At 58.9% G+C, this 23,703-nt stretch carries 22 protein-coding genes; 4 read left to right on the top strand and 18 right to left on the bottom strand.

Annotated elements, in window-relative coordinates; translation table 11 throughout:
• Nucleotides 1-67: 67 nt before the first annotated feature.
• Nucleotides 68-931 (bottom strand): translation elongation factor Ts, encoded by an 864-nt coding sequence (gene tsf, locus ABTV22_RS06020; protein ID WP_433739016.1) that lies wholly within the window; start codon nt 929-931, stop codon nt 68-70.
• 190 nt (nt 932-1,121) lie between these two features.
• On the bottom strand, nt 1,122-1,859 hold the full coding sequence (rpsB, locus tag ABTV22_RS06015) for a 30S ribosomal protein S2 (protein ID WP_433739015.1): 738 nt from the start codon (nt 1,857-1,859) through the stop codon (nt 1,122-1,124).
• 371 nt (nt 1,860-2,230) lie between these two features.
• Between rpsB and map the strand changes: the two genes are divergently transcribed.
• The 3 genes from map to dapC all read left to right on the top strand — a co-directional run bounded on the left by map (nt 2,231) and on the right by dapC (nt 7,119).
• Nucleotides 2,231-3,013 (top strand): type I methionyl aminopeptidase, encoded by a 783-nt coding sequence (gene map / locus ABTV22_RS06010; RefSeq protein WP_433739014.1) that lies wholly within the window; start codon nt 2,231-2,233, stop codon nt 3,011-3,013.
• Nucleotides 3,014-3,058: 45 nt separating this feature from the next.
• Nucleotides 3,059-5,761, top strand: a complete 2,703-nt coding sequence (locus tag ABTV22_RS06005) for a [protein-PII] uridylyltransferase (protein WP_433739013.1) — start codon at nt 3,059-3,061, stop codon at nt 5,759-5,761.
• Nucleotides 5,762-5,919: 158 nt separating this feature from the next.
• Complete coding sequence (dapC, locus tag ABTV22_RS06000; RefSeq protein ID WP_433739012.1) at nt 5,920-7,119, top strand: succinyldiaminopimelate transaminase; 1,200 nt, start codon at nt 5,920-5,922, stop codon at nt 7,117-7,119.
• 98 nt (nt 7,120-7,217) lie between these two features.
• Here dapC and ABTV22_RS05995 read toward each other — a convergent pair whose 3' ends face one another.
• Nucleotides 7,218-8,849: a Na+/H+ antiporter gene (locus ABTV22_RS05995; RefSeq protein ID WP_433739011.1), complete on the bottom strand. Its 1,632-nt coding sequence runs from the start codon at nt 8,847-8,849 to the stop codon at nt 7,218-7,220.
• A 758-nt stretch (nt 8,850-9,607) separates the two neighbouring features.
• Between ABTV22_RS05995 and ABTV22_RS05990 the strand changes: the two genes are divergently transcribed.
• Nucleotides 9,608-9,952 (top strand): hypothetical protein, encoded by a 345-nt coding sequence (locus ABTV22_RS05990; protein WP_433739010.1) that lies wholly within the window; start codon nt 9,608-9,610, stop codon nt 9,950-9,952.
• Nucleotides 9,953-9,961: 9 nt separating this feature from the next.
• Here the strand turns inward: ABTV22_RS05990 and ABTV22_RS05985 are convergent, their stop codons facing one another.
• The 15 genes from ABTV22_RS05985 to ABTV22_RS05915 all read right to left on the bottom strand — a co-directional run bounded on the left by ABTV22_RS05985 (nt 9,962) and on the right by ABTV22_RS05915 (nt 23,696).
• Complete coding sequence (locus ABTV22_RS05985; RefSeq protein ID WP_433739009.1) at nt 9,962-10,513, bottom strand: glycoside hydrolase family 19 protein; 552 nt, start codon at nt 10,511-10,513, stop codon at nt 9,962-9,964.
• 57 nt (nt 10,514-10,570) lie between these two features.
• Nucleotides 10,571-10,900 carry a phage tail protein gene (locus tag ABTV22_RS05980; RefSeq protein WP_433741313.1) on the bottom strand — a complete coding sequence of 110 codons (330 nt, stop codon included), beginning with the start codon at nt 10,898-10,900 and terminating at the stop codon, nt 10,571-10,573.
• 386 nt (nt 10,901-11,286) lie between these two features.
• Complete coding sequence (locus ABTV22_RS05975; protein WP_433739008.1) at nt 11,287-12,237, bottom strand: phage tail protein; 951 nt, start codon at nt 12,235-12,237, stop codon at nt 11,287-11,289.
• Between the two features lie 24 nt (nt 12,238-12,261).
• On the bottom strand, nt 12,262-12,921 hold the full coding sequence (locus ABTV22_RS05970; protein WP_433739007.1) for a hypothetical protein: 660 nt from the start codon (nt 12,919-12,921) through the stop codon (nt 12,262-12,264).
• On the bottom strand, nt 12,918-13,271 hold the full coding sequence (locus ABTV22_RS05965; RefSeq protein WP_433739006.1) for a hypothetical protein: 354 nt from the start codon (nt 13,269-13,271) through the stop codon (nt 12,918-12,920). The genes ABTV22_RS05970 and ABTV22_RS05965 overlap by 4 nt, the downstream gene beginning before the upstream one ends.
• On the bottom strand, nt 13,268-16,834 hold the full coding sequence (locus ABTV22_RS05960) for a host specificity protein J (protein WP_433739005.1): 3,567 nt from the start codon (nt 16,832-16,834) through the stop codon (nt 13,268-13,270). Before ABTV22_RS05960 ends, ABTV22_RS05965 begins: the two co-directional genes overlap by 4 nt.
• A 57-nt stretch (nt 16,835-16,891) precedes the next feature.
• Complete coding sequence (locus ABTV22_RS05955; protein ID WP_433739004.1) at nt 16,892-17,494, bottom strand: tail assembly protein; 603 nt, start codon at nt 17,492-17,494, stop codon at nt 16,892-16,894.
• Between the two features lie 52 nt (nt 17,495-17,546).
• Complete coding sequence (locus ABTV22_RS05950) at nt 17,547-17,969, bottom strand: hypothetical protein (RefSeq protein WP_433739003.1); 423 nt, start codon at nt 17,967-17,969, stop codon at nt 17,547-17,549.
• Between the two features lie 33 nt (nt 17,970-18,002).
• Nucleotides 18,003-18,758 carry a C40 family peptidase gene (locus ABTV22_RS05945; RefSeq protein WP_433739002.1) on the bottom strand — a complete coding sequence of 252 codons (756 nt, stop codon included), beginning with the start codon at nt 18,756-18,758 and terminating at the stop codon, nt 18,003-18,005.
• 2 nt (nt 18,759-18,760) lie between these two features.
• Complete coding sequence (locus ABTV22_RS05940; RefSeq protein ID WP_433739001.1) at nt 18,761-19,510, bottom strand: phage minor tail protein L; 750 nt, start codon at nt 19,508-19,510, stop codon at nt 18,761-18,763.
• Nucleotides 19,511-19,519: 9 nt separating this feature from the next.
• Entirely contained in the window at nt 19,520-19,858 is a 339-nt protein-coding gene (locus ABTV22_RS05935) for a phage tail protein (RefSeq protein ID WP_433739000.1), read from the bottom strand.
• Nucleotides 19,848-22,538 (bottom strand): phage tail tape measure protein, encoded by a 2,691-nt coding sequence (locus tag ABTV22_RS05930; RefSeq protein ID WP_433738999.1) that lies wholly within the window; start codon nt 22,536-22,538, stop codon nt 19,848-19,850. Before ABTV22_RS05930 ends, ABTV22_RS05935 begins: the two co-directional genes overlap by 11 nt.
• Before the next feature lie 25 nt (nt 22,539-22,563).
• Complete coding sequence (locus ABTV22_RS05925; protein ID WP_433738998.1) at nt 22,564-22,818, bottom strand: phage tail assembly protein T; 255 nt, start codon at nt 22,816-22,818, stop codon at nt 22,564-22,566.
• Nucleotides 22,819-22,847: 29 nt separating this feature from the next.
• Nucleotides 22,848-23,195 carry a phage tail assembly chaperone family protein, TAC gene (locus ABTV22_RS05920; protein WP_433738997.1) on the bottom strand — a complete coding sequence of 116 codons (348 nt, stop codon included), beginning with the start codon at nt 23,193-23,195 and terminating at the stop codon, nt 22,848-22,850.
• Nucleotides 23,196-23,204: 9 nt separating this feature from the next.
• Entirely contained in the window at nt 23,205-23,696 is a 492-nt protein-coding gene (locus ABTV22_RS05915) for a phage tail tube protein (RefSeq protein WP_433738996.1), read from the bottom strand.
• Nucleotides 23,697-23,703 lie beyond the last annotated feature (7 nt).

Raw genomic sequence — 23,703 nt, 5'->3', positions numbered from 1 at the left:
CCCCATCTGAAAAGAGGCTGCGCGCGTGAGCGGGCAGCCTCTTCAGGGCGACAGTTAAAAAACCGTCTTATTGCTTGGCAGCAGCCAGTTGAGCAGCAACTTCTTCAGCGAAGTTATCAACTGGCTTCTCGATGCCTTCGCCGACCTTGAAGTAGGTGAAGGAAACGATTTCAGCGCCGGCTTTCTTGGCCAGAGCACCCACGGTGATTTCCGGGTTCATCACGAAAGCTTGCTCAACCAGGCTGGCTTCGGCCAGGAACTTGGTGATACGGCCAGCGATCATCTTCTCGACGATTTCAGCTGGCTTGCCTTTCATCTTGTCTTCGTTCAGCTGCAGGAATACAGCCTTCTCGCGCTCGATGGCTTCTGGCGAAACCTGCGATGGCAGCAGGAACTCAGGGTTGCTTGCCGCTACGTGCATAGCGATCTCTTTGGCCAGTTGGACGTCACCGCCCTTCAGGACAACAGCAACACCGATCTTGTTACCGTGCAGGTAGGTACCTACCACGTCGCCTTCAACGCGAACCAGGCGGCGGATGTTGACGTTTTCGCCAACTTTGGCCACCAGGGCTTCACGAGCCGATTCCTGAGCGGCGATCAGCGGAGCTGCGTCGGTCAGTTTTTCGGCAAAGGCTTTTTCTACGCTGGCAGCAACGAAGTTTTTGAAGTCGTCTTGCAGGGCCAGGAAGTCGGTCTGCGAGTTAACTTCCAGCAGGACGGCAGCTTTACCGTCGTCCTTGATGGCGATAGCACCTTCAGCGGCAACGTTGCCAGCTTTCTTGGCAGCCTTGATGGCGCCCGAAGCGCGCATGTCATCAATGGCTTTCTCGATGTCGCCGCCAGCCTTGGTCAAGGCCTTTTTGCAGTCCATCATGCCTTCGCCGGTACGCTCGCGCAGTTCTTTGACCAACGCTGCAGTAATCTCTGCCATTTCAAAATTCCTCTTGGATAGGTTATCAACCATTCCACCCGATCGAACGGGCGTTCAATTCTTCCCGAACCACCTTTGTTAGCTGCCGCAGGTTACAGATAGGCAACCGGGCGCCGACAAATGGTTTTCAAGGTGGCAAAAAGGGGGCCAAGCCCCCTTTTTGCTTACTGAGTCAACGCCAGGGCGTCAATTACTCAGCTGCAGCTGCCGGAGCTTCTTCAACGAAAACTTCGGTGCCGCCAGCAACGTTGTTGCGACCACGGATAACAGCGTCAGCCATCGAACCCATGTACAGCTGGATAGCGCGGATTGCGTCATCGTTGCCTGGGATGATGTAGTCAACGCCTTCCGGGCTGCTGTTGGTATCGACTACGCCGATAACCGGGATGCCCAGCTTGTTGGCTTCGGTGATCGCGATGCGCTCGTGATCAACGTCGATAACGAACAGAGCGTCTGGCAAACCGCCCATGTCCTTGATACCACCCAGGGAACGATCCAGCTTTTCCAGGTCACGAGTGCGCATCAGCGCTTCTTTCTTGGTCAGCTTGGCGAAAGTACCGTCTTCGGCTTGTACTTCAAGGTCACGCAGACGCTTGATGGAAGCACGGATGGTTTTGAAGTTGGTCAGCATGCCGCCCAACCAGCGGTGATCGACGTACGGCGAACCGCAACGTGCTGCTTCTTCAGCAACGATCTTGCCAGCGGAACGCTTGGTGCCGACGAACAGAATCTTGTTTTTGCCCTGGGCCAGACGCTCTACGAAAGTCAGAGCTTCGTTGAACATTGGCAGGGTTTTTTCAAGGTTGATGATGTGAATCTTGTTACGCGCGCCGAAAATGTATTTACCCATTTTCGGGTTCCAGTAACGGGTCTGGTGACCGAAGTGCACACCGGCCTTCAGCATATCGCGCATGTTGACTTGGGACATGATAGTTCCTTAATAAGTCGGGTTTGGCCTCCACGTATCCCAATGACCAACCAGCAGCATCAGCTGAAGGCACCCAGGTCATCGTGTCGACACGTGTGTGGATTTAAGCTTTTCGGGACATCCCCGGAAAGCGGCGCATTTTATACCACAGGGCAGGTAAAAACGGAACCCGGATTCTGAAATCCTGGTGAGCAGGCTGTTCCAGCCCTTGGAATCCGCGCAGATTGCACCATTCTATATAGAGAAGCGATGTACAGAGGCGCGGATTTGCACTGTTCGTCTGATAGAATCGCGTTTTTCAGGGCGGCGAAGTTCGATCACGCAATGCCCATTCCGTTTGTGAAGCGCCGCCGAGCGCAGAGAGAGCCTGTATGACCGTCACCCTCAAAACCGCCGAGGACATCGCCAAAATGCGCATCGCCGGCAAACTGGCCGCCGACGTGCTGGAAATGATTGCCGAATATGTCAAGCCGGGCGTTACCACCGATCAACTGAACCAGATCTGCCACGACTATATCGTCAACGAGCAGAAAGCCATCCCTGCCCCGCTCAACTACAAGGGCTACCCGAAGTCGATTTGCACCTCGATCAATCACGTGGTCTGCCACGGCATCCCGAACGACAAGCCTCTGAAGGATGGCGACACTCTCAATATCGACGTCACCGTCATCAAGGACGGGTACCACGGCGACACCAGCCGCATGTTCCACGTCGGTACCGTGCCAGTCTGGGCCGAACGCCTGTCGCAAGTGACCCAGGAATGCATGTACAAGGCGATTGAAATCGTCAAGCCTGGCTGCCGCCTCGGCGACATTGGCGAGATCATCCAGAAGCATGCCGAAAAGAACGGCTTCTCGGTGGTTCGCGAGTTCTGCGGCCACGGAATCGGCAAAGTCTTCCACGAAGAGCCGCAGATCCTGCATTACGGTCGCGCCGGCACTGGCATGGAACTGAAGGCCGGCATGACCTTCACCATCGAACCGATGATCAACCAGGGTCGCGCCGAGACCAAGGTGCTGGGCGACGGCTGGACCGCCATCACCAAGGACCGCAAGCTCTCGGCGCAGTGGGAACACACCCTGCTGGTCACCGAAACCGGTTACGAGATCTTCACCTTGCGCAGCGATGACACCATCCCTCGCGTTTCGGCCTGATCCGATACGTAAAGCTCCGAGCCCTATAGATAGGAAAGCCAATCGATGCCGCAGGTGGATCCCGAACTCTTCGACCGCGGCCAGTTCCAGGCTGAACTGGCCCTGAAGGCTAGCCCTATCGCGGCCTTCAAGAAGGCGATCCGCCACGCTCGCGAAGTACTCGACGCGCGTTTTCGCAATGGCCGGGACATACGGCGGTTGATCGAGGATCGCGCCTGGTTCATCGACAATATCCTGCAAAAGGCCTGGGACCAGTTCACCTGGAGCGAAGACGCCGATATCGCACTGGTTGCGGTCGGCGGCTACGGTCGCGGAGAGCTGCACCCCTACTCCGACATCGATTTGCTGATCCTGCTGGACAGCGCCGACCATGAAGTTTTCCGCGACTCCATTGAGCGTTTTCTGACGCTGTTGTGGGACATCGGCCTGGAAGTCGGCCAGAGCGTTCGCTCGGTCGAGGAATGCGCCGTCGAGGCCCGCGCCGACCTGACGGTGGTGACCAACTTGATGGAAAGTCGCACCATTACCGGCCCGGAGCACCTGCGCCAGCGCATGTTGGACGTCACCAGCACGGCGCATATGTGGCCCAGCAAAGACTTCTTTCTGGCCAAGCGTGCCGAGCAGAAGGCCCGCCACCACAAGTACAACGATACCGAATACAACCTGGAACCCAACGTCAAAGGCTCGCCGGGCGGTCTGCGGGACATCCAGACGATTTTGTGGGTAGCCCGTCGCGAGTACGGCACGCTGAATCTGCGCGCCCTGGCAGGCGAAGGTTTCCTGGTAGAGAGCGAAAACGCCCTGCTGGCCTCCTCCCAGGAGTTCCTGTGGAAAGTGCGCTATGCCCTGCACATGCTGGCCGGACGCGCCGAAGATCGCTTGCTCTTCGATCACCAGCGCACCATTGCCAAGTTGCTGGGATTCGAAGGTGACGACGTCAAGCAGGCCGTCGAAAACTTCATGCAACAGTATTACCGGGTGGTGATGAGCATTGCCCAGCTCAGTGACCTGATCATCCAGCACTTCGAAGAAGTCATCCTGGCTCCGGAAGATGAGGCACAGCCGCAACCGATCAACTCGCGATTCCAGCTGCACGACGGCTACATCGAGGCGCGCAGCGACAATGTGTTCCGCCGCACCCCCTTCGCCATGCTGGAAATCTTCGTGCTGATGGCCCAACAGCCGGAAATCAAAGGCGTACGCGCCGATACCATTCGTCTGCTACGGGAAAACCGTCACCTGATCGACGACGATTTTCGCAACGACATCCGCAACACCAGCCTGTTCATCGAACTGTTCAAGTGCAAGATCGGCATCCACCGCAACCTGCGCCGGATGAACCGCTACGGCATTCTCGGGCGCTATCTGCCCGAATTCGGCTTTATCGTCGGGCAAATGCAGCATGACCTGTTTCACATTTATACGGTCGATGCACACACCCTTAACCTGATCAAACACCTGCGTAAGTTGCAATACACCCAGGTCTCGGAAAAATTCCCGCTGGCTGCCAAGACCATGGGCAAATTGCCCAAGCCCGAGTTGATCTACCTGGCCGGCCTGTACCACGACATCGGCAAAGGTCGGCATGGCGATCACTCGGAAATTGGTGCAGTGGACGCAGAAGCCTTCTGCCAGCGTCACCAACTCCCCGTATGGGACAGCCGCCTGATCGTCTGGCTGGTGCAGAATCATCTGTTGATGTCGACCACTGCCCAGCGCAAGGACTTGTCCGACCCGCAGGTCATCCATGATTTCGCGCACACGATTGGTGACGAAACGCACCTCGACTACCTGTACGTACTGACCGTCGCCGATATCAACGCCACCAATCCGACGCTGTGGAACTCCTGGCGTGCCAGCCTGCTGCGCCAGCTCTACACCGAGACCAAGCGCGCGCTGCGTCGCGGCCTGGAAAACCCGGTGGACCGCGAAGAACAGATCCGCCAGACCCAAAGCGCCGCCCTGGACATCCTGGTGCGCGGTGGCACCGATCCCGACGATGTCGAGCAATTGTGGGCGCAACTGGGTGATGACTATTTCCTGCGTCACACCGCCGGCGACGTCGCCTGGCACACCGACGCGATCCTCCAGCAGCCGGCAGATGGCGGGCCACTGGTACTGATCAAGGAAACCACCCAGCGAGAATTCGAAGGCGGTACACAGATTTTCATCTATGCGCCGGACCAACACGACTTCTTCGCCGTGACCGTGGCCGCGATGGACCAGCTCAACCTGAACATTCACGACGCCCGGGTCATCACTTCCAGCAGCCAGTTCACCCTCGACACCTACATCGTGCTCGACACCGACGGCGACTCGATTGGCGATAACCCGGCGCGGGTCAAACAGATCCGCGATGGCCTGACCGAAGCCCTGCGTAACCCGGATGACTACCCGACGATCATCCAGCGTCGAGTGCCGCGCCAGCTCAAGCATTTCGCCTTCGCTCCGCAGGTGACGATCCATAACGACGCACAGCGTCCAGTGACCGTGCTGGAACTCACAGCGCCCGACCGCCCGGGCCTGTTGGCGCGGGTCGGCACGATTTTCCTGGAATTCGACCTGTCGTTGCAGAATGCCAAGATCGCCACCTTGGGCGAGCGCGTGGAAGACGTATTCTTCATCACCGACGCCAACAATCAGCCGCTGTCCGATCCGCTGCTGTGCAGCCGCCTGCAAGATGCGATCGTCGAGCAACTGACCGTCAACCAGGAACCCGATATCAAACTGTCGCGCATCAGCATCTGACTTAACAACGGTCTGCTCTTTGTAGGAGCGAGCCTGCTCGCGATGGACTCAAATACGCCGCGCGGTCATGACAAAAACGCGTAATCGTTGACCACCATCGCGAGCAGGCTCGCTCCTACAGGGAACAGCGCCGCTCCTACACCGAACGAGATTTATCGATGAACAACGCTTTGTCCCAGCTCCAGCCCTACCCGTTCGAGAAACTCCGCGCCCTGCTCGGCAGCGTCACGCCCAACCCGGACAAGCGCCCTATCGCATTGTCCATCGGCGAACCAAAACACCGTTCACCAAGCTTCGTCGCCGAGGCCCTGGCCAACAACCTGGAAAAAATGGCGGTGTACCCAACCACCCTCGGTATTCCAGAGCTGCGTGAAGCCATCGGCGCCTGGTGCGAGCGTCGTTTCGGCGTACCCACCGGCTGGATCGATCCGGCGCGCAATGTGCTGCCGGTCAACGGCACTCGCGAGGCGCTGTTCGCCTTCACCCAGACCGTGGTCAATCGTGGTGACGATGCGCTGATCGTCAGCCCGAACCCGTTCTATCAAATCTACGAAGGCGCGGCGTTCCTGGCCGGTGCCCAGCCACACTACTTGCCGTGCCTGGACGAAAACGGCTTCAATCCGGATTTCGACGCGGTTTCGCCGGACATCTGGAAGCGCTGCCAGATCCTGTTCCTGTGCTCGCCCGGCAACCCGACCGGGGCGTTGATCCCGCTCGAAACCCTGAAAAAGCTGATCGCCCTGGCCGACGAACATGACTTCGTAATTGCCGCGGACGAGTGCTACAGCGAACTGTATTTCGACGAACAAACCCCGCCACCCGGCCTGCTCAGCGCCTGCGCGGAACTGGGCCGCAATGACTTCAAGCGTTGCGTGGTGTTCCACAGCCTGTCCAAGCGCTCCAACTTGCCGGGCCTGCGCTCCGGTTTCGTCGCCGGTGATGCGGACATCCTCAAGGGTTTCCTGCTCTACCGCACCTACCACGGCTGCGCGATGCCGGTTCAGACGCAACTGGCCAGCGTGGCCGCCTGGAATGACGAAGTACACGTGCGCGCCAACCGTGCGCTGTACCGTGAAAAGTTCGACGCCGTACTGGAAATCCTCAGCCCGGTACTCGATGTACAGCGTCCCGATGGCAGCTTCTACTTGTGGCCGAATGTGGCAGGCGACGATGCTGCCTTCTGCCGCGACCTGTTCGAGCAGGAGCATGTCACCGTGGTACCGGGCTCCTATCTTTCGCGAGATGTGGATGGTGTAAACCCGGGCGACGGGCGCGTGCGCATGGCCTTGGTCGCGCCATTGGCAGAATGCGTTGAAGCCGCCGAGCGTATCCGCGATTTCATCCAGCGCCGCCGATAACCGCTCTTTGTAGGAGCTGCCGCAGGCTGCGATCTTTTGATCTTAAAAAACAAAATCAAAAGATCGCAGCCTGCGGCAGCTCCTACAGTAGCCGAATTTCATTTCACCTGACCGAGCTTGGCCTCGCTCAAATCCAGTTCCGCCAGCACCTCACGCAACACGTCATCACCAATCTGGTGCTGACGACTGAGGCTGTACAGCTCCAAGCGTTGCGCCCGCAATGCCTTCAAGCGCAAGCGCCGCTCCAGCAAATCCATCTGAAACGCCAGGGCCTGGGCTTCGGCGGAGTCGTTGAACACCTCCAATTGATGGCGATACTCGGACATGATCCGCGCCTTGAGTTCTGCTGCCAGCGCGGCCTCGGCGGCGTCCTGCGGACTGACCTCTTCAGTTTCCAGGGAGTGAATGGCCGCTTCGGCCGTCTTGCGCCACGCGTCGCGTACCTCGTTGCGGCGTTTGTCGTCAGGGCTTTTGTCGATGCCACGCAACAACAACGGCAAGGCAATGCACGCGGCAATCAACGACATCAGAATCACTCCGGCAGCGATGAAGATCAGCAGGTCGCGCTCGGGAAACGCGCTGCTGCCCATGAGCATCGGCACCGACATCACACCCGCCAGGGTCACCGCACCGCGCACACCGCCGACGGTCAGCAACCAACATGAACGCGCGCTCGGCACCCGGGTGATCTCCTCCTTGCCACGCCAGCGCCGCAGAGCAATGGCTAGTCGCCAGGTGCTCTGCACCCAGACAAACCGCAACACCAGCAGCACCAGGAAAATCGCCACCACATCGAAGCAGCGATACAGCAGAGTCGGCCACAACGAAGATTCGTGACTGGCCACCGCCTTGATAATGTCCGGCAATTGCAGGCCCAGCAGCAGGAAAATCAGGCCATTGAAGGCGAACTCCAACAACGACCAGACACTGCGATTGAGCAAGCGGGTATTGGTCTGGCGCGGCAGCAGATCCAGCCAACTCTGCATCATCCCCGCCGCCACCGCGGACAAGATGCCCGACGCCCCCACGCGCTCGGCCAACACGTAAGCGGCAAACGGCAGTAACAGCATGAACACGACATGGGTGGCCGGGTCATCCCAGCCACGGGCAATCATCCACGCGCGCAAGCGCCCGACCAGCCAGCTCAAGGCCACACCAATGGCCAGGCCGCCCACCGCCACCAGGACAAAGGTGACACTGGCGTTGGCCAGTGAAAACACGCCAGTCACCGCCGCTGCCAAGGCAAACTTGAACGTCACCAAGCCCGAGGCATCGTTCATCAAGGCTTCGCCTTGCAGCATGTGCATCAGCGGCGTCGGCAACCGGTTCTGTGAAATCGCTGAAACCGCCACGGCGTCGGTAGGCGACAGTACCGCTGCCAGGGCAAACGCCACCGGCAGCGGGATGCTCGGCAACAACCAGTGGATGAAATACCCGGCGCCGACCACAGTGAACAACACCAACCCCACCGCCAGCGTCAGGATCGGCCCGCGCAAGCGCCAGAACTCGCGCTTGGGCATGCGCCAACCATCGGAAAACAACAGTGGCGGCAGGAACAGAAACAGAAACAATTCGGGGTCCAGCGCCACATGCAGCCCCAGCGTCGGCCAGGCAAGCAAGGCGCCCGCGGCGATTTGCACCAACGGCAACGGCAGCGGGATCACCCGTCCGACCAGGCGCGAAACGCCTACCAGCATGAGCAAGATCAGGACGGTATAAGCGGTTTGCATAAAGCGGGATTCCCGGACAATCGACAGCACTGAGGCGTCATATTAGCCGCTTAAACTGCTGATGACCCTTGCACCTATGTCGCACTCAGACGCCACGACTCCCTGTAGGAGCCGAGCTTGCTCGCGATGGCGTCGGATCACCCAACATCAATGTTGAATGTTAAGTCGCCATCGCGAGCAAGCTCAGCGCCTACAAGCTTTATGCCATGACATACATACAAACCCGACCACAGCCGCCGCGAAACCGTCCGGTCATGGCATAATCCGACACCTTTTTTCTCCAGCACCTGTAAAGGGGGCGATTCCTTGACCGTTTCAAGCAAAACGTTGCACCTTTTCGGCATCAAAGCCTGGGATGCCGCATAGGAATCGACAAAGACCTTTCTAATCAAGGCCTTGAGCTACAAATCAGCCACAAAAATCAGTGCCTTTTGCGACTCTTTAGAACTCAATAAACATTGGTCCAAACGGTTGCGTTTTGGGGAAGAATTCCCCGCAGAAAATCCCACCTCCGGCGCCCTGCCGACAGCTTCATTGCTCAGCTTCTGCAGCTCACCACCAACTGGCGGTTTGAGCCTTACAGTGCCACTGCACATAAAAAATAAAAAATGACTAAGAATAAACTTCTGGTCACACCCAAATGCGGTTTCAGCAGCTTTTCAGCTACCACATCGCTACAGACCACGGATTACAACGACCGACCGGGGGTTTAAATCCCCCGGATGGAAAAAGCACTCATCAATCGAAAGGGAATAGGCATGAAGATTAATTTGGACGGATCGACCATCACCATCGACGGAAAGACGTTTTCAGGGCGATCCGTCAGCATTAGCGGCGACAAGGTAATAATTGACGGGGTTGAGCAGAATGGATCGCTTGCCGGCCCTATCAGTGTCGTCGTAAACGGCAACGCTGAGTCGGTCGAAACAAGTTCTGGCAGGGTTGAAGTCAAGGGCTCTGCCGGATCGGTAAAGACCACCAACGGCAACATATCGTGCGGCGACGTGGCTGGCGATGTAGGCACCGTTAATGGTGACGTGACCTGCGGCAAAGTTTCCGGCGGCGTGAAAACAGTAAACGGCGACATACGCAACAAGCCGTAATCCCGGGGATCAGGCCAGCACCTTCAGCGCTGCCTTATAGAAGGTCTCGCGCTCTGCCAGGCCATTCAGCCCACCATTGATTCGCCGGGTGATCCCTTGCAAGTCACCCTTGTCAGCCAGCGCGTTCAGGTTGCGCGAATTCCAGAACCAGGCCGCCGACTTGCACGCCCACTCGGCCTGCTCCAGGAGCTCAGGCGTGCGCAGTAATCGGTCGTCACCGAAAAGCGCCTTGCTGCACGCGAGATAGTTGTCGTGACCGGTGATCTGGATCAGGCCGCGGCCTCGGTACTTCTGCCCGTCGCCGTCAGCCTCGGGCGTGTTGCCCAGGCGCGCAGCGAGCGGCCCGGTGTCGTACTTGCTAAGGTACTGGTCGCCGCCCAGCTCGCGCACGTAGCGGAACTGGCCGGATTCGTGGCCGACCTGGGCGATGAAGGCGGCCATGCGAAGGCGCGTGTTGATCTGGTACTTGTCCATAGCCAGCGTGAGCGCAGACGCAAAAACGCCGGCTTGTTTGCCGGCGCTCGGGAGGATCTGAAGGAGTTGCTGCGAGGTAGTCGGCATGTTTTCTCCAGGCAAAAAAATACCCGCTCGATGGCGGGTCGGGTCGCGGATTCGCGATCAGACAGCTTCAGGTGACAGCGCGGCTGGATCGGCGGTAATGTCGGGGATTGCCGGGGCAGTCGGCCAGTTCGGCGCCAGGGGCCAAGTCGTCTGCGTGGCGACCTTGCCAAGTGCGAACTTGTAGGCCTTCCAGGCTTTCAGGCTGATGATCAGTGCTGCCTGCTCAGCTTCGTCCTCCGCTGTGGCCTCTCCCGAATCAATGCCATAACCCAGTGTGTCAATTCGATCTTGAATTCGAAGGATCTGCGCTGCGGCTACCGCGTTTCGCCCCGCCAACTCCGCTTTCGCTTCAGCAAGAACCTTCACGGCCTCAGCGGCATCCTTCATTTCCTTGGTGATCAGTTGTGACCAGTCGATAACGCCCGCTTTTTCCGGAATATTCGGCAGCAATATATGTTCTTCGACTGGCGGTTCGCTAGGCAAAGGCTTGGGAAGAACGACCGATCCGTCCGGAACACTTTGTAACGGCACCGGGAAAGCTTGCTCCTGGCTGTAATTCCATGGAAGCGGCAGAAAGAGGGTAAGAACAAGTTCGCCTTCGATACGGCAAACCTTGTCGAGAAACCATGTCGAAGAAATCGCCAGCGCTGGCAGGGTGTCGCCCTCGCCAATCGGAGAGAAATCGAAGTCCTCGCCATTGACGGTTAGAACGTCGCCAGTTTTGATAACTTCCAGGGTATCGTCCCGGCGTAGTGGGGATAACTTGATTAGCATCAGAACCATCTCCCGATAGCGATAATGGTGTAGGTGTAGGTCTGAACGACGCTCCACGCCTGGATAATCTGGTACGTGGTGGCAGTGGTTTGGACTGTTCGACAGCATCCAGAAAAAACGTTGTTGACGTTGATTGCCGACACGTTTGCGACGACGGTGTAAGCACCCACAAAAACAGCCGGAAGCCCGAAGATGGTCGCATAGGCGGTGTTCGCGACGTTCTGGTCTATCGCGCCCGGGGAGCTTCGACAAATCAGTGTGCCGTCCGCGTATTTGGTGTATGTCCCGGCTGCGTTGGTGCCGGTCTCGACAATTGCACCGGTCGGAACGCCGCCTGACTGATACACGGCGCCGACAATTGGCGCCACAGCTGCTGCTCCAAGTCCTAGCCCTGTCCGCGCCGCGGCCTGAGTGGTTCCGCCAGTACCTCCCTTGTCCACAGGAACTGTGCTTTCAGTAGCCACTGAACCGAGCCCAAGCCCCGCTCTCGCGCTCGCCTGGTCAGTCCCGCCCGTACCGCCTTTGATGACAGGGACAACGCTTTCAATTGCTACCGATCCGAGACCAAGGCCTGAGCGAGCACTCGCCTGATCAGTTCCGCCCGTACCACCCTTGTTTACAGGCAATATGTCGTAATTGCCGGTAGTGCCCAGTGCGGCCAACTTGGCCCCGTACTGATTCACCAGTGCCCGCAGAGCATCGGCCGAGTCTTTGACATAGCCCTGCATCGGAGCAAGCGCGTAGGTTCCGGCGGAGACCGTCGCGCCGAGGTAGGCAGGGAGGATCGATAGCACGGTATCGCTCGCGATATTCGCGACCTCATACCATCGCCCATCCGGGCCTAGGAAGGCATCGCCCACCCGAGCATTAGCTGCGAAGGCGGTGCCTGTACCGGTTACCGTCGTCGAATTTAGGGTGCACGCTACCGTTCCTGATTTGTACCAGGGCATTAAGCATCTCCAGAAAGTTGAGTCTTAGGCCAGCAATTTGGCGCAGAGAAATGGCCGGTGGCCTTGATCGGTCCAGGCATTTGTTGCGAGGCTGTACATCATGATGCGAGCGTTGGCGTAATCGACGCCCAGCGCGCAGCCGCCGCCAGTAGAGGCGTTGTGGCAGTTCATGGCGAAGGGGTTGAGCGAAATGTATTCCCCTGCGCCAAGCAGCTTATTGATGGCCCATATGTAACGGCGTCCAACGGACAATTCCTCAGATCCGATGTAGGTCCAGTTTCCTGCGGCGAAGGTCACCACCACTGCCGGCGCCCCGCTGTCGTAAACCAGTTCACCACCCGCCCCCCACAGTCGAAATCCATATGCAGCGGTGCCCATCGAAGCCCAGGCCGCCACGAAATATTGACCGCTCAGCGTTGCCGTGACGTTGGACGCTTTCATGGTGAACCCGGCCCAGTTACCTGGTCCGCCGGTAAACCACACCGATATGGGCACCTGGATTACTCCAGCATCTGGGCGAATGAAAACTAACGGTGGATCTTGGCTAGTAACCGGCCTGGCAAACGTTCCGGAAGCATTGGTAGTTCCTGAGTACGACCCTTTGGTCAGCACGCAAAGCCTGGGCGCCTCGGAGTCGATCTGAACAAGCAAGCCGTCATTGATGCTTAGAAATCCATAGCTCATGTCGAGAACCTTATCGCGTAGCCTTTGGCGACAATCCTTGTCTGAGTGACACCTGCGGAGGCTGATGGATTTTTCGGAAGGACAGTCACCTGCCCTACGGCAGTGGTGACATAGGGGTATGACTTGGTGTTTCCCAGGCCATCGTTCTCCGCCGACTGCACGTCCTGTGCTCTCGTCGGGATGATCATGAACACGCAGTTGGCTGGGTTGAATCCCGGGATACTCAGCGTGTAGCTGGGCGTGGCGCCACTGAAGTCGATCACGCCCTGCCAGAGCACCTGGTAAGTGAATGTCGTGGTGTCCATGGTCAAATTGCCATTTTCATCCCAGACTCTTGCGCCGTAACTCATACGCTCAGATCCCCCCACTGGTAGCGTTTCGTGCCATTGGGATCGAACACCTTGCCGCCGGAGTTGTTGATCAGCTGCCGCCCACCACCACCGAACGCCGAGTTGATCTCAAACGTTCCGTCAAACCACAGCCGCCAGCCTTGAGTGCCCGCCACATAATTGTTCGACTGGATGTAATTGCCGATCTTGGCGTTGGTAATGGTCCCGTCCTGGATGAACGCCGAGTTCATGAACACCTGCCCGCCTTGAACCGCAAACGGAACCGAAACGGTCCCGCCAGCGATGGTATTGACGATGGCGAACCGGTCAGCACTGACCAGGAACTGGCTTTGCAGGCCGGCCCCCGTGTTCTCGATGCCGAGACCAATGCCCGCAGCGACGTACTGCCCGCCAGCGGTGACCTGCATCTTCACCGACCACATCGTGCTCAGCTTGCCGGCAGTGTCGGCGTAGGCCGTCGATGTCTCCTGAATTGCGGCGGTGTTCTGCCCAACAGAGACATTCAGCTGATTGATCTTCGTTGCTGTCGCCGATTCGTTCGTGGCCACCACCTGCTCCAGATCGGTGATGCTGGCCTCGTTCTCACCTACCTTTGCGTCGAGCGTGGTCTGCCGCTGAGCCATTGCAAAGTTTTCAGAGGTCCGGACCTTCTCTTCCGAAGCAATGGCCGCCGTGCTTGTCCATCCTTTCAGCGCATCCGCCAGATCGCCTTCCCCGTTGTCGTCTCTCGACGATGCCCGCAACGTCTGGATTGCCGTCGCTTGAGAGGTGACCACGCCGTCGATCTCGGTGATATCAGCGGTGTTGGTCGCAACCTGTTGCGCCAGACCATTGGCCGTCTCGACTGTCTGACCAACATCGAGCCAGTAGGCCGGGTTCGGTGGTGGCGTGTTGATTGGCACTGCGCCAGTAGCCTGGTAGATCCGTTTGCCCTGCACCACAAGGTCGTATTCCTCGTAGGTGTCCTCAGGGACGTAGCTCTTGAGTCCGTCCAGAGCATCTATCTGTGCCTGAAGCCCTGGGATCTTGTCGATTTCATCAAGAATGTCCTGACCCAACTCCGAGCGACCGACCTGTCCGGCTATCAACTCCAGCACCGGCGCAGCCTCAGAGCTTGATTGTCCTTGCACCCCCATACCTACTGGATGCCAAGGGCCAATGTTGCCGATTCGGTCCACCAGCCGTGCCCAGAAGTAGAACGTGACCCCGGCAGCCAGGCCGAGCATCGAGAAGTCGCTTTGCGGGTATGACAGATCCGTAAGCTTGGTTGCCGCATCCAGGCTGGTTGTCGGGCCGTACCAGATTTCCGTGCGCTGCGTGTCCTCGGCGCCAGCCGGGAAGCCCCACTTCAGATAGATGCCGAACAGCAGCGGCGTGGCCGTCAGGAACGACACGGCAGGCGGAAATCCTTCCTTGCCTTTGAGATTGGTCAGGATCGAGTTGCGCCAGATCGACGAGATGTCGAAGGCGCTCACAGCTCGCACCCGGGCCACATAGGCGCCGGCGTAAATGCCGACGACGTCCACGCTGGTCATGCCGGTGCGCTGCAATTTGATCCAATTGCCGCTGTCCTTCCGCCATTCGACGTCATAGCCGACAGCGCCCGGCACCGCTGGCCAGGTGATGGTCATGGTAGCCACGGCCAACCCCTGCGATACAGCCGAAGTAGAGGTCAGCGTGACACTAGCCGGCGCCGGCACCACGGTGATCGGAATCACGCTGATTGGCCGCTCTTCCAGACGGGCACCGGTATCGATGAAAGCAAACTTGCTTGGCTCGAATTGCAGCGCGCTGATTTCGAAATCGCCTTCTGTCGTGCGCCTGGTACGCAACACGCGATACAGGGGGATAGCCAGATCATCGGCATCGAGCGCCCACTGCAATTGCGGCATCGGTGCTTCGCTGTAGGCCACGGTCACGGTGATGGCCCGGCCGCTCACGCTCTGAACAGTTCGCCCTTCTGCGCGTCCGCCCGGCAGGTTGATGATCAGCCGGTCACCGGCCTTGGCCTGGGTGTCGCGATCGAGCGTCACAACCCGATCAGCCGCCGCCGAGATACGCCCGCCGACCTCACGGCCTGCCAGTAGCGAATCCGCCACCGGAATGATGTGGCCCGGCAGCGGGATCACGCCCTCCATGCCGGTCTTGAACGTAATGGTGCGGTCCTGGTTATTGCTGAGGATCGCCCACTTGCCGCGGCGCTGTGCCTCCGATGCCCGAGTGCAGCCAATGGCGCTCAGCTCGGTGGGCCGGTCGCCGTAACGGCGTTGCAGATCCAGATCGGCGAACGGAATCACGTCGGTGTCGTAGTTGTTGGCCGGGTTGTCGTAACTGACCAGCGCCCGGGTGTATCGGGTTTTCGCCGAAGCGCTGCCGTAGGAGAACTTGCCGTCGATGACGTTGGCCCGGGTGAACACGTAGTCGAAGTCCTGCGCACGCGGCATGTCGGCCTGCATCACCAGCTGGCCTTGAGCCCAGTAGGTCATGCCCCGGTAAATGCCGGCAATGTCACGCAGAAGCGACCAGGCATCAGCCTTGCCCTGCAGGTTCATGTCGCAGAGGAAACGGGGCTCCTGACCGCCGAGACCGTTCGGCACCAGTTGGTCGCAGTATTGGGCAATCCGGTACAACTCCCACTTATCGACCATGAACGACTTGATGCGTTTACCCAGGCCGAAGCGGTCTTCGGTGCATACGCCATAGGTGATCCAGGCCGGGTTGTTGGTCCAGGCCTGTTTCATGGTGCCGTCCCACGTACCGGTATAGGTGCGCAGGATCGGGTCGTAGTTGCTCGGGACCTGCCACTTGCGCGCGCGGCACTTCACGGTGACGGCTGGGATGTTGGTGAACTGTTCAGCATCGAATTCGATGTAGAGCAGCGCTGTGTTCGGGTAGCGCAGCTTGGCGTCAATCACCTCGGTATAACCGGCGATCAGCATCGTGTCGGCGATCTTGTTGCTGTTCTGGTTCGGCGTCAGCCGGCGAACGCGAATCTGCCAGCCGGTGGTAGCGTCCGGCAGGTTGATACGCGGCGAGCGCTCATAGCGCGTGGTGGTCTTGCCGTCCACTGCATCTAGCAGCACCTGCTGATAGGCCCCGCCGTCGGTGGCCACGTCGATGGCGTAGTCGATGCGGTACCCGACGACATTGCCCTCATCGTCCTGTTGTTGGAGTGCAGGCCAGGCGAGGCGCACACGCACGGCCGACAGCTGAATGTTGGTGATCGAGCGCACCCAAGGCGCATCGCTGCGCAGCTCAACGTTGAGCGATGTTTCGTTTTCCACGGACGGAATGCCCGGGATGTAGGCCTGATCGACAGAGCCTGAGCGCCAATCCCACTTCACGTTGGGAAAGTTGACGCTGCCGCTGGCATCGCGGATCGGCGTGTTGTCCAGGTAGATGTCGTAATCCGTCGGGACTTCGTCGAACTCCCCCTCACCCACAGCGATCAGCAGCTTGGCCAGGTTGGTCGAGCGCAGGCTGTCACTGGCTTCGGTCGGAGTCTTGGGCTTGCTGCTACCGCCCTTCTCGCCGTGGATGTCGATCTTCTGTGCTGCGCCCATGCTTTCCTCCAGGCGAAAAAAAACCGCCTCATGGGCGGCCTGCTTGCTACGTGTGGATTACGCTTTGTCCTCGGCGTAGATCGATGCGGAAATGACCATGCCGCCCCACCGGCGCTCGCCGATGCAGATTGGTACCGGGTTGCCGCTGGCCGTGGTGTTCTTGGCGCTACCGAAGGCGTAGGACGGGGCGTTGTCGGGGGAAGCGCTCTGCTTCAGGCCTGACGCCTGGGGGCTGAGCATTTGAATAACGCCGCCGGCGACGAGGCCGATACCCGCACCTATCAAGGGTGCACCAAATGGCGTAGCGGCAAGGAACGTACCAGCCACAATCAAGACTGCACCGACAATGGTTTGAATGAGGCCGTCTCGTTTGCTTCCCTGGATAACCGGGACAATTCGAATCTCGGAAGTGCCACCCAGACCAAATTCAGCCTCACCAACGTTTTTACCGTTACGGAAGATGCCGAATCGCATGCCAAGACGGTCCAGCCGCTGAATCTCTTCCTTGAACCCGCCCAACGTTGCTTTCAGTGCTTTGAATGCCTCCCATGCCTGACCGGAGTCCAACTGGCGCCGATGAACCCTGCCAAATTTTGCAGCGAGTGACCCAAAAAGCTTGATAGTGGTCATGGGCTGATAATGTACGACAGTCGACTGCATGCCTTTCTCCAGCTATAAAAAAACCGCCCGAAGGCGGCTGATTGAAATCCACTTACTGATAATCGACATATGGCCCGATGAAAAAGCCACTCATGTCGCCACTGATTCGGTAAAGGCTCTCTTTGCCATTTTGCACACTGGCTGGGATCGTTCGAATTGCGGCCCCGGCGCACAGTCCAGAACCCGCGAGCCCCACTCCGATGCTGGGTGTCCCCGGCGGCAAGTAGAAAGAGGCGCGTTGACCAGTTCCGATCTTGGCGGCCTTTCGACCGTCGATATAAACGACTATGTCGCAGCCTGAGCCGACCATACCGGTGTCTCTGACAACGGTAATCTTGCCACTCTCTCCAGCGGGCTTTGATTGGAATGCATATAACTCATCCTGCGGTACTGGCTCCGCCTGGTTCACAGGGATTGCAGAAGATGCACACCCCGCCAGCAACGCGATAGCCAATGCTCCTACGATCAACTTCATGCAGGTCACTCCTGTGGGAAAGACTGCAAGATATCACCGAGCATCCCGATGGCGCAGCACAAGACGGGTGCGGTCCAGCCACGGGCCGCCGAACACGATGATCTCACTTGGTCTTCCGTACAGGTGATGCAGCAGGAAAGGCCCGGGGCCGAACGTGGCCGCATCTTCACCTGGCATGGCCGGATCACTGCCAAGGAATATTCCCGCATGGTTCGGGTAAACCGTGCGCCCCACTTCCATCACGATCATGTCGCCGCGTCGAGGTTGGTCGACCCGATAGAAACCTGCGGCCTCATAGTTCGCCTCGTACAGACTGGCGTTATCCTTGCTCTCCCACCAGCCATCGGCACGCTTAAAGGCTTCAAACTCAAGACCCCACTCGCGCTTATACCAGTCGGCACAGACCTGCCAGCAATCCCAGGCACCGTGCACGAATGGGCGCTTCAGCAATTGGACGTCACCGGTTGGCATGACCGTGCGCAAGTCACCCTCGGGCCAGCTGAGGATGTGCCACGGCATCGCCATTGCTTCACACATGGCCAGGTCGCGCGGTGACGGCCGGCTGCTAGCATCCGGGTGCGAGTGAACGATTCCGATCACCTCGCCGACTTCTTCCGCCGCCGCGTACTCTTCCAGGTCTATCCGGAACTCCTCGTTCGGCTCCGAAGCGGTATTTCGGCAGGGGTAATACTGTTGTTTGCGACCGATGCCCAGTAGCAGGCCGCAGCACTCTTTCGGGTACTCGGCCGCCGCATGAGCCTGGATCGCGCTCAAAATGTGCTTGTGCATGGTCAGCTCCGGGCGATCAGGGAAACGGCAGGGAAGCCGCCGAACGGCAGCGGGTTGCCTACGCCGAAGCGAGGCTCGCACCCCTTACCCAGCGTGGCGTCACAGGCATCGAGTTCCGGGTTGTCGGTGACGACGCCATCCTTCGTGACATATGGCCCGGTGTAGCCGCAATTAGGGCCTCTGTATCCACCAGTGAGGCACCAGTGGCACAGTGTCGTGGCCTGCCGACCGATGGACTCGCCGCCGACGTCACCGGGGCTTGCCAGCTCCCAGCTAACCGTCTCCCCGTCCTCGCTCGTCTTCTGGTCGATGTACCAGACCCCGATCGTCTCTTGGGTTGGGTCAGCTGACGGGTTGCCGGCCGGGAAGTTCGCCGCATCGAGGTACGTGCCCAGCGTATGACGCATGGTCAATTTGAACTCGAGCAAATCCTCGAACGCCAGGCAAAGTGCGGTGATGCGTCCGTTGACGTTACCCACCGACAACGTAGGTCGAACTGCGGTACCGTCACCGTTCGCTTCGACCCCATCGACTTGCATCGGCCAGGCGCTGTACCCGTTGCCCTGCCAGTAGATCGCCTTTGCCGGGAGCAGGTCAGCATCGGCGCCAGCGGCGATCAACTCGGCCGGGGTGTGCGGGATCGAATGCCCGTGGAAGCGCAAAACGTCTGCCCCGTATTCCGTGCCGTCCAATTCAAACAGCAGCACTTCGCTCCCAGGCTCAAGAACCTGGATGTCACTGATCAGCGGCATGGATGAACCTTATGGAAGAAATGACTGTGTGAAGGTAGTGGTGAGCGTAAAAATGCCCGCGCCGTTCGGAGTGACGGTTGGTGCTGTTGCCCGGAAAAAGCTCAGCTGACCGAGTGGCGGTTTCCATAGGAAGGACCTGAACCCACCATGCCGATCAAGAAACGCCTTGATTTCAACCGCGACTTCCTCGCCAACAACGAAGGTCAATGGCCAGCCATCAACCTTGTTGTTGATCCCGTCGCCGACGACCTGCTCGTATCCATCGCCAAACTTAGAGGTTCTTACTCGATACTCTGGTGTGCTGGTAGGCTCGACTTTCGGGCACCAGATGAAGGTTTCAACGGCCATTTACCAACCTCCAGATTTGCCCACCGGGTTGTAATTCTTGAGCGATCGCTTGTTGTGCGCCGCGCTTGGCCACGTCGGCATAGACCTGCCCTACAGCTTTCATGTCTTGCTGCGAAGATGCTCCATCTCCGGATCCGGAGACTTCGATGGTCTGCTGGATTAGCACCTGGTTAGCGCTGATCGACCCCCCTTCCGAACCACCTATGGCTTTCACGCCCAATGATCCATCGGCTGTGCGCGTCAAAGGCATAATCGCCTCCGGCCCTGCCTCCCCCATCAACCCGGTACCGCCAGCCATCCCAAATGCGGTGGGCTGGGTGACGACGCTGTTGGTGAATGCTCCACCTTTGGCGAACATCTGAACGCCTGACGCCCAAGCACCACCTTTGGCCTGGATGCTGCCCGGACTGAAGCCGGAGAGATCTCCGCTGTAACCTGCCTGGGTGGAGCCAGCAGATGCCCCCGCTCCTGAGCCAGTAAAGTAGCTGGTGCCCGCCCCGACCAAACTACTCAGCAATGCTGAGCTGGCCTGTCGCGTGGCGATCCTAGCCATATCCGCAAGGATCGACTTCGTGAAGTCGGAGAACGATGCTTTACCCGTAACAGCGAAATCCACGACCGCGTCTTCCATCGAGCTGAAGGCGTTCCCGAAAAGGTTCCGGGTCTGCCCGGCCACATCCTTGGCACTGTCGAGGTAGTCCTGCCATGCACCGCGCGCGCCGTTGGTCCAGTCACTTTGGGCCGCATCCATCTGCGCCCAACCTTCTTTCATAGCCTCAATTTGTTTGGGCAGGTAAGCATTGGTCAGGTCGATCTGGTCTTGCAGGGCCTTACGCTGCTGATCCGTGGTGGCAGTGGCGAGCTCTGTCCGCAGGGACAGAACCTGATCGTTGGTTTGCCGCTCTAACTCCAACCGCTCAAGGTAGCGATCAGATTCCTTGCTCCCCATTCCGACGGCTGCGGCTTGTGCGGCGTACTGCGCCCGCTGATTGTTCAGCTGCCGCTCAAGGTCCATCTGGTATTGGAGCGCCTGGGAAAGGCCGTTCGCGGAGTTGACCGCTTCGTTGAACTGGCTGGCCAGCCACGCCGTGGCCTGGCCATATTGCTGTTTTGTGATTTTTCCATTCTTCAGCAGCAGCTCAACCTGGGCTGTCTGCTTGGCGAACTCACTGGCCGCTGCTCCGACCGGGTCATAGGTTTGTCGGAGTTGGTCAAAAGCGGTGGCAGCCTGTTTCAACTGCTCTTTGAGCTTGTTCTGAGCATCGGTCGCTGACTTGGTCGTGCCGTTTAGCTGTGCTACCTGTTTGTCGATTGCCGCGATTGCACGGGCGTAGCGATCAGCGTTGTCCGGATCCTTGGCCATGGCGGACACCAAGGTGGCGCGATCCTGCTGAAGTTTGTTCAGGCGGTCATAGGAGTCCAGCAACTTCTGGGTCGCGACGTTGTTTCCGGTGCGAGCAGCAGCGACTTTCTGCTCCTGCTGCTCGACCTGTTTATTTCCCTCGACAAGCTTCTGGTCACCCCAGCCGCGTAAATCGGTGTACGCCTTATAACTGGCTAGGCGATCGTCCGATGCCTTCTTCGCAGCCTGCAGGTCCTGGCCGAAAAGGTCACCGACAAACAGCGTCGGATTCGTGGCGAATTTGTTCAGACCGCCTTCGGCTTTGTTGTACGCATCCAACGAACGATTGGTGTTTTCCTCAGTTGCGACACCCGCCAGATGCTGCTTCTTCCTGTCGCCGAAAAAAAAAGAGGTGACCTGCTCGAGGTCGGTCATCATTGAACGAAGGTCGTTCGGTAGCTGGGCCAACCCACTTGCCGCTGCACCGGTCAGCTTTACGACCAGTGCCGCCAGATCGGCCATGCCCTGCTGAAAGCCTGGGTCCTTGACGATATCGCGCAGGCCGTCGAGCGAGTTCTGGAGCGGGCTCATATCGACATTTGCGAGCCCCGAGACGAACTCGTTACGCAGCCCTTCCGCCTGGGCTTGCAGATCCTGAATGATCTCGTTCGCCCGCACCAGGTTGGCGATCTGCTGGGGATCCATGGCGATGCCAAAGTCCTTGGCCTGCGCGAGGTACTTATGCAGGCTTTCGCCGCCCTGATCGAGCAAAGGCAGCAAGCGCGACAAGTCGTTGCCCAGGCTTTCGAGAATGTTGATCTTCTCAGACTGGGTCGAGACGGACTTGAGTCCATCGGCAATGGCCAGCAGTTGCTTGTCCGGCGACAGTGCCGCCAGACTTTCAGCCGACAGGCCGAGTTTGTTCAGCCCGTCGATGGCTTCGCCGCCGCCGGTAATGACCGCATCGCCGATCTTGTCCCCGATATCCTTGAAGATATCGGCCATCTTGTCGCCGCTCAGGCCGGCACGCTCCGCTGCATACTGCCACTGCTGCAGAACAGTCGTGCCAATGCCGAGGGATTTTGCCCAGCGATCCGTCTCGGTGGTTGCCGCGGCGGTGTTCTTGAGCATCACCAGTGACGCGGTACCGACGCCAAGAGTTGCCGTCACGACCGTGGCCAGGGCGCCGCCAATCTTCTTGCCCGCTTCCTCCGCACGGGCCTGCATTTCCTTCATGCGCTTTTCAGTAATGCGGCCGGCCTTGTCCATACCCTGCTCAAACCCGCCGATGCGGGCGATCAGATCCAGCGTCAGGGTGCCAAGAGATCGGGTAGCCATGGGTTATTTCCTGTTAAGAACCGGGTCAAACCCATTCGGCCATTGCCGTTTCGAGGGAGACACCTGCTTTTTCCTGATGCGGCATGAAGTCGATCAATTCGGCTTTTCCCCCACCCATTCGATGCACTTGCAGCGCGACGATCGCACCCATCTGTTCGGCGCGTGAGGCCAAGTTGAAAGAGCCGTATTTGTTTCGATAAGCCACCCAGGCCATCGCCTCTGGATAGCTGATACTCGCCTTTGCCTCAGCCACTGTTCGCCCGCCGACTCCGTTGAGCACCAGTTCGTGCCAAAACTCATCGGCGGCCGTCAGTTTTTTGCGCGGTTGGCCCCGGTGTTGTTCACCTCGTGAACGGCACCGAGCAACGCCCAGCCGAGGCTTGGCTCAAGCCGGTAGGCATCCTCGTAGGAGATTGCCTCCTCCCCTTTCGGACCGAGCGTTACGCAGGCAGCGATGTACTTGGCGTTGCGGCTTTGCTCCGACTCGGTGGAGGAAAACAGCTGCTCGATCATGCCGAACGATTGCGGCATGACATGGATGAAGAACTTATTCTCGATCGGCTTGCCCTTGCTGTCCGTGTGGTTCCAGACAACGGCCTTCTTCACCATGGCGCCGCCGACGATACCGCCGGCTGCTTTCAGTTCACTCAGGTTCATGGGGTGCCCTTACGTGGTTTTCTTGATCCAGGCGGAACCGCCCGAACGCTGAATGGTTGCGGTAGTGGTCACCACGGTGTTGGCTGCGAACGAGAACGGGAAGTCGGAGACGTAACCCTCGAACACGAACCAGGTGCGCGTGGCCGGCAACTCGAAGTCGTCGCCGCCGGTATCCAGCGTCGGGGGTGCAACACCGTCAGACCAACCCACCGCCCACTTCACGCTGGTATCACCATCGGCTTCGGAAAGCTGGTGCAGGCGAATGTGACTGGCGTTGTTCGGATCGGCATTCAGGCCGAGCGAAGCCTGGCCTGGTGTGCGCAGACCCTTTTTATAACTGCGCTCTTTCGCGCTGAGGCAGGTGTCTTCGATCTGGTCAGCCGGCGCACCGCCGGGATCAAAGCTGGTGGCGCATTCGACTTCCATGACGGTCAGGGGGCCGGTACCGGTCAGAGGTGGAACAAGGGCAAAGACTTGCGTGCCCTGGGTGAGAATGGACATAGGTGTC

The sequence above is a fragment of the Pseudomonas putida genome (assembly GCF_050990305.1).
Lineage (GTDB): Bacteria > Pseudomonadota > Gammaproteobacteria > Pseudomonadales > Pseudomonadaceae > Aquipseudomonas > Aquipseudomonas putida_AH.
This window is presented reverse-complemented; position numbering and strand designations above follow the sequence as displayed.

What these genes read in the sequence shown, in the direction of transcription:
- tsf (WP_433739016.1), bottom strand. Translation starts at nt 931, where the DNA reads ATGGCAGAGATTACTGCAGCGTTGGTCAAAGAACTGCGCGAGCGTACC.
- rpsB (WP_433739015.1), bottom strand. Translation starts at nt 1,859, where the DNA reads ATGTCCCAAGTCAACATGCGCGATATGCTGAAGGCCGGTGTGCACTTC.
- map (WP_433739014.1), top strand. Translation starts at nt 2,231, where the DNA reads ATGACCGTCACCCTCAAAACCGCCGAGGACATCGCCAAAATGCGCATC.
- ABTV22_RS06005 (WP_433739013.1), top strand. Translation starts at nt 3,059, where the DNA reads ATGCCGCAGGTGGATCCCGAACTCTTCGACCGCGGCCAGTTCCAGGCT.
- dapC (WP_433739012.1), top strand. Translation starts at nt 5,920, where the DNA reads ATGAACAACGCTTTGTCCCAGCTCCAGCCCTACCCGTTCGAGAAACTC.
- ABTV22_RS05995 (WP_433739011.1), bottom strand. Translation starts at nt 8,849, where the DNA reads ATGCAAACCGCTTATACCGTCCTGATCTTGCTCATGCTGGTAGGCGTT.
- ABTV22_RS05990 (WP_433739010.1), top strand. Translation starts at nt 9,608, where the DNA reads ATGAAGATTAATTTGGACGGATCGACCATCACCATCGACGGAAAGACG.
- ABTV22_RS05985 (WP_433739009.1), bottom strand. Translation starts at nt 10,513, where the DNA reads ATGCCGACTACCTCGCAGCAACTCCTTCAGATCCTCCCGAGCGCCGGC.
- ABTV22_RS05980 (WP_433741313.1), bottom strand. Translation starts at nt 10,900, where the DNA reads ATGAAGGATGCCGCTGAGGCCGTGAAGGTTCTTGCTGAAGCGAAAGCG.
- ABTV22_RS05975 (WP_433739008.1), bottom strand. Translation starts at nt 12,237, where the DNA reads ATGCCCTGGTACAAATCAGGAACGGTAGCGTGCACCCTAAATTCGACG.
- ABTV22_RS05970 (WP_433739007.1), bottom strand. Translation starts at nt 12,921, where the DNA reads ATGAGCTATGGATTTCTAAGCATCAATGACGGCTTGCTTGTTCAGATC.
- ABTV22_RS05965 (WP_433739006.1), bottom strand. Translation starts at nt 13,271, where the DNA reads ATGAGTTACGGCGCAAGAGTCTGGGATGAAAATGGCAATTTGACCATG.
- ABTV22_RS05960 (WP_433739005.1), bottom strand. Translation starts at nt 16,834, where the DNA reads ATGGGCGCAGCACAGAAGATCGACATCCACGGCGAGAAGGGCGGTAGC.
- ABTV22_RS05955 (WP_433739004.1), bottom strand. Translation starts at nt 17,494, where the DNA reads ATGCAGTCGACTGTCGTACATTATCAGCCCATGACCACTATCAAGCTT.
- ABTV22_RS05950 (WP_433739003.1), bottom strand. Translation starts at nt 17,969, where the DNA reads ATGAAGTTGATCGTAGGAGCATTGGCTATCGCGTTGCTGGCGGGGTGT.
- ABTV22_RS05945 (WP_433739002.1), bottom strand. Translation starts at nt 18,758, where the DNA reads ATGCACAAGCACATTTTGAGCGCGATCCAGGCTCATGCGGCGGCCGAG.
- ABTV22_RS05940 (WP_433739001.1), bottom strand. Translation starts at nt 19,510, where the DNA reads ATGCCGCTGATCAGTGACATCCAGGTTCTTGAGCCTGGGAGCGAAGTG.
- ABTV22_RS05935 (WP_433739000.1), bottom strand. Translation starts at nt 19,858, where the DNA reads ATGGCCGTTGAAACCTTCATCTGGTGCCCGAAAGTCGAGCCTACCAGC.
- ABTV22_RS05930 (WP_433738999.1), bottom strand. Translation starts at nt 22,538, where the DNA reads ATGGCTACCCGATCTCTTGGCACCCTGACGCTGGATCTGATCGCCCGC.
- ABTV22_RS05920 (WP_433738997.1), bottom strand. Translation starts at nt 23,195, where the DNA reads ATGAACCTGAGTGAACTGAAAGCAGCCGGCGGTATCGTCGGCGGCGCC.
- ABTV22_RS05915 (WP_433738996.1), bottom strand. Translation starts at nt 23,696, where the DNA reads ATGTCCATTCTCACCCAGGGCACGCAAGTCTTTGCCCTTGTTCCACCT.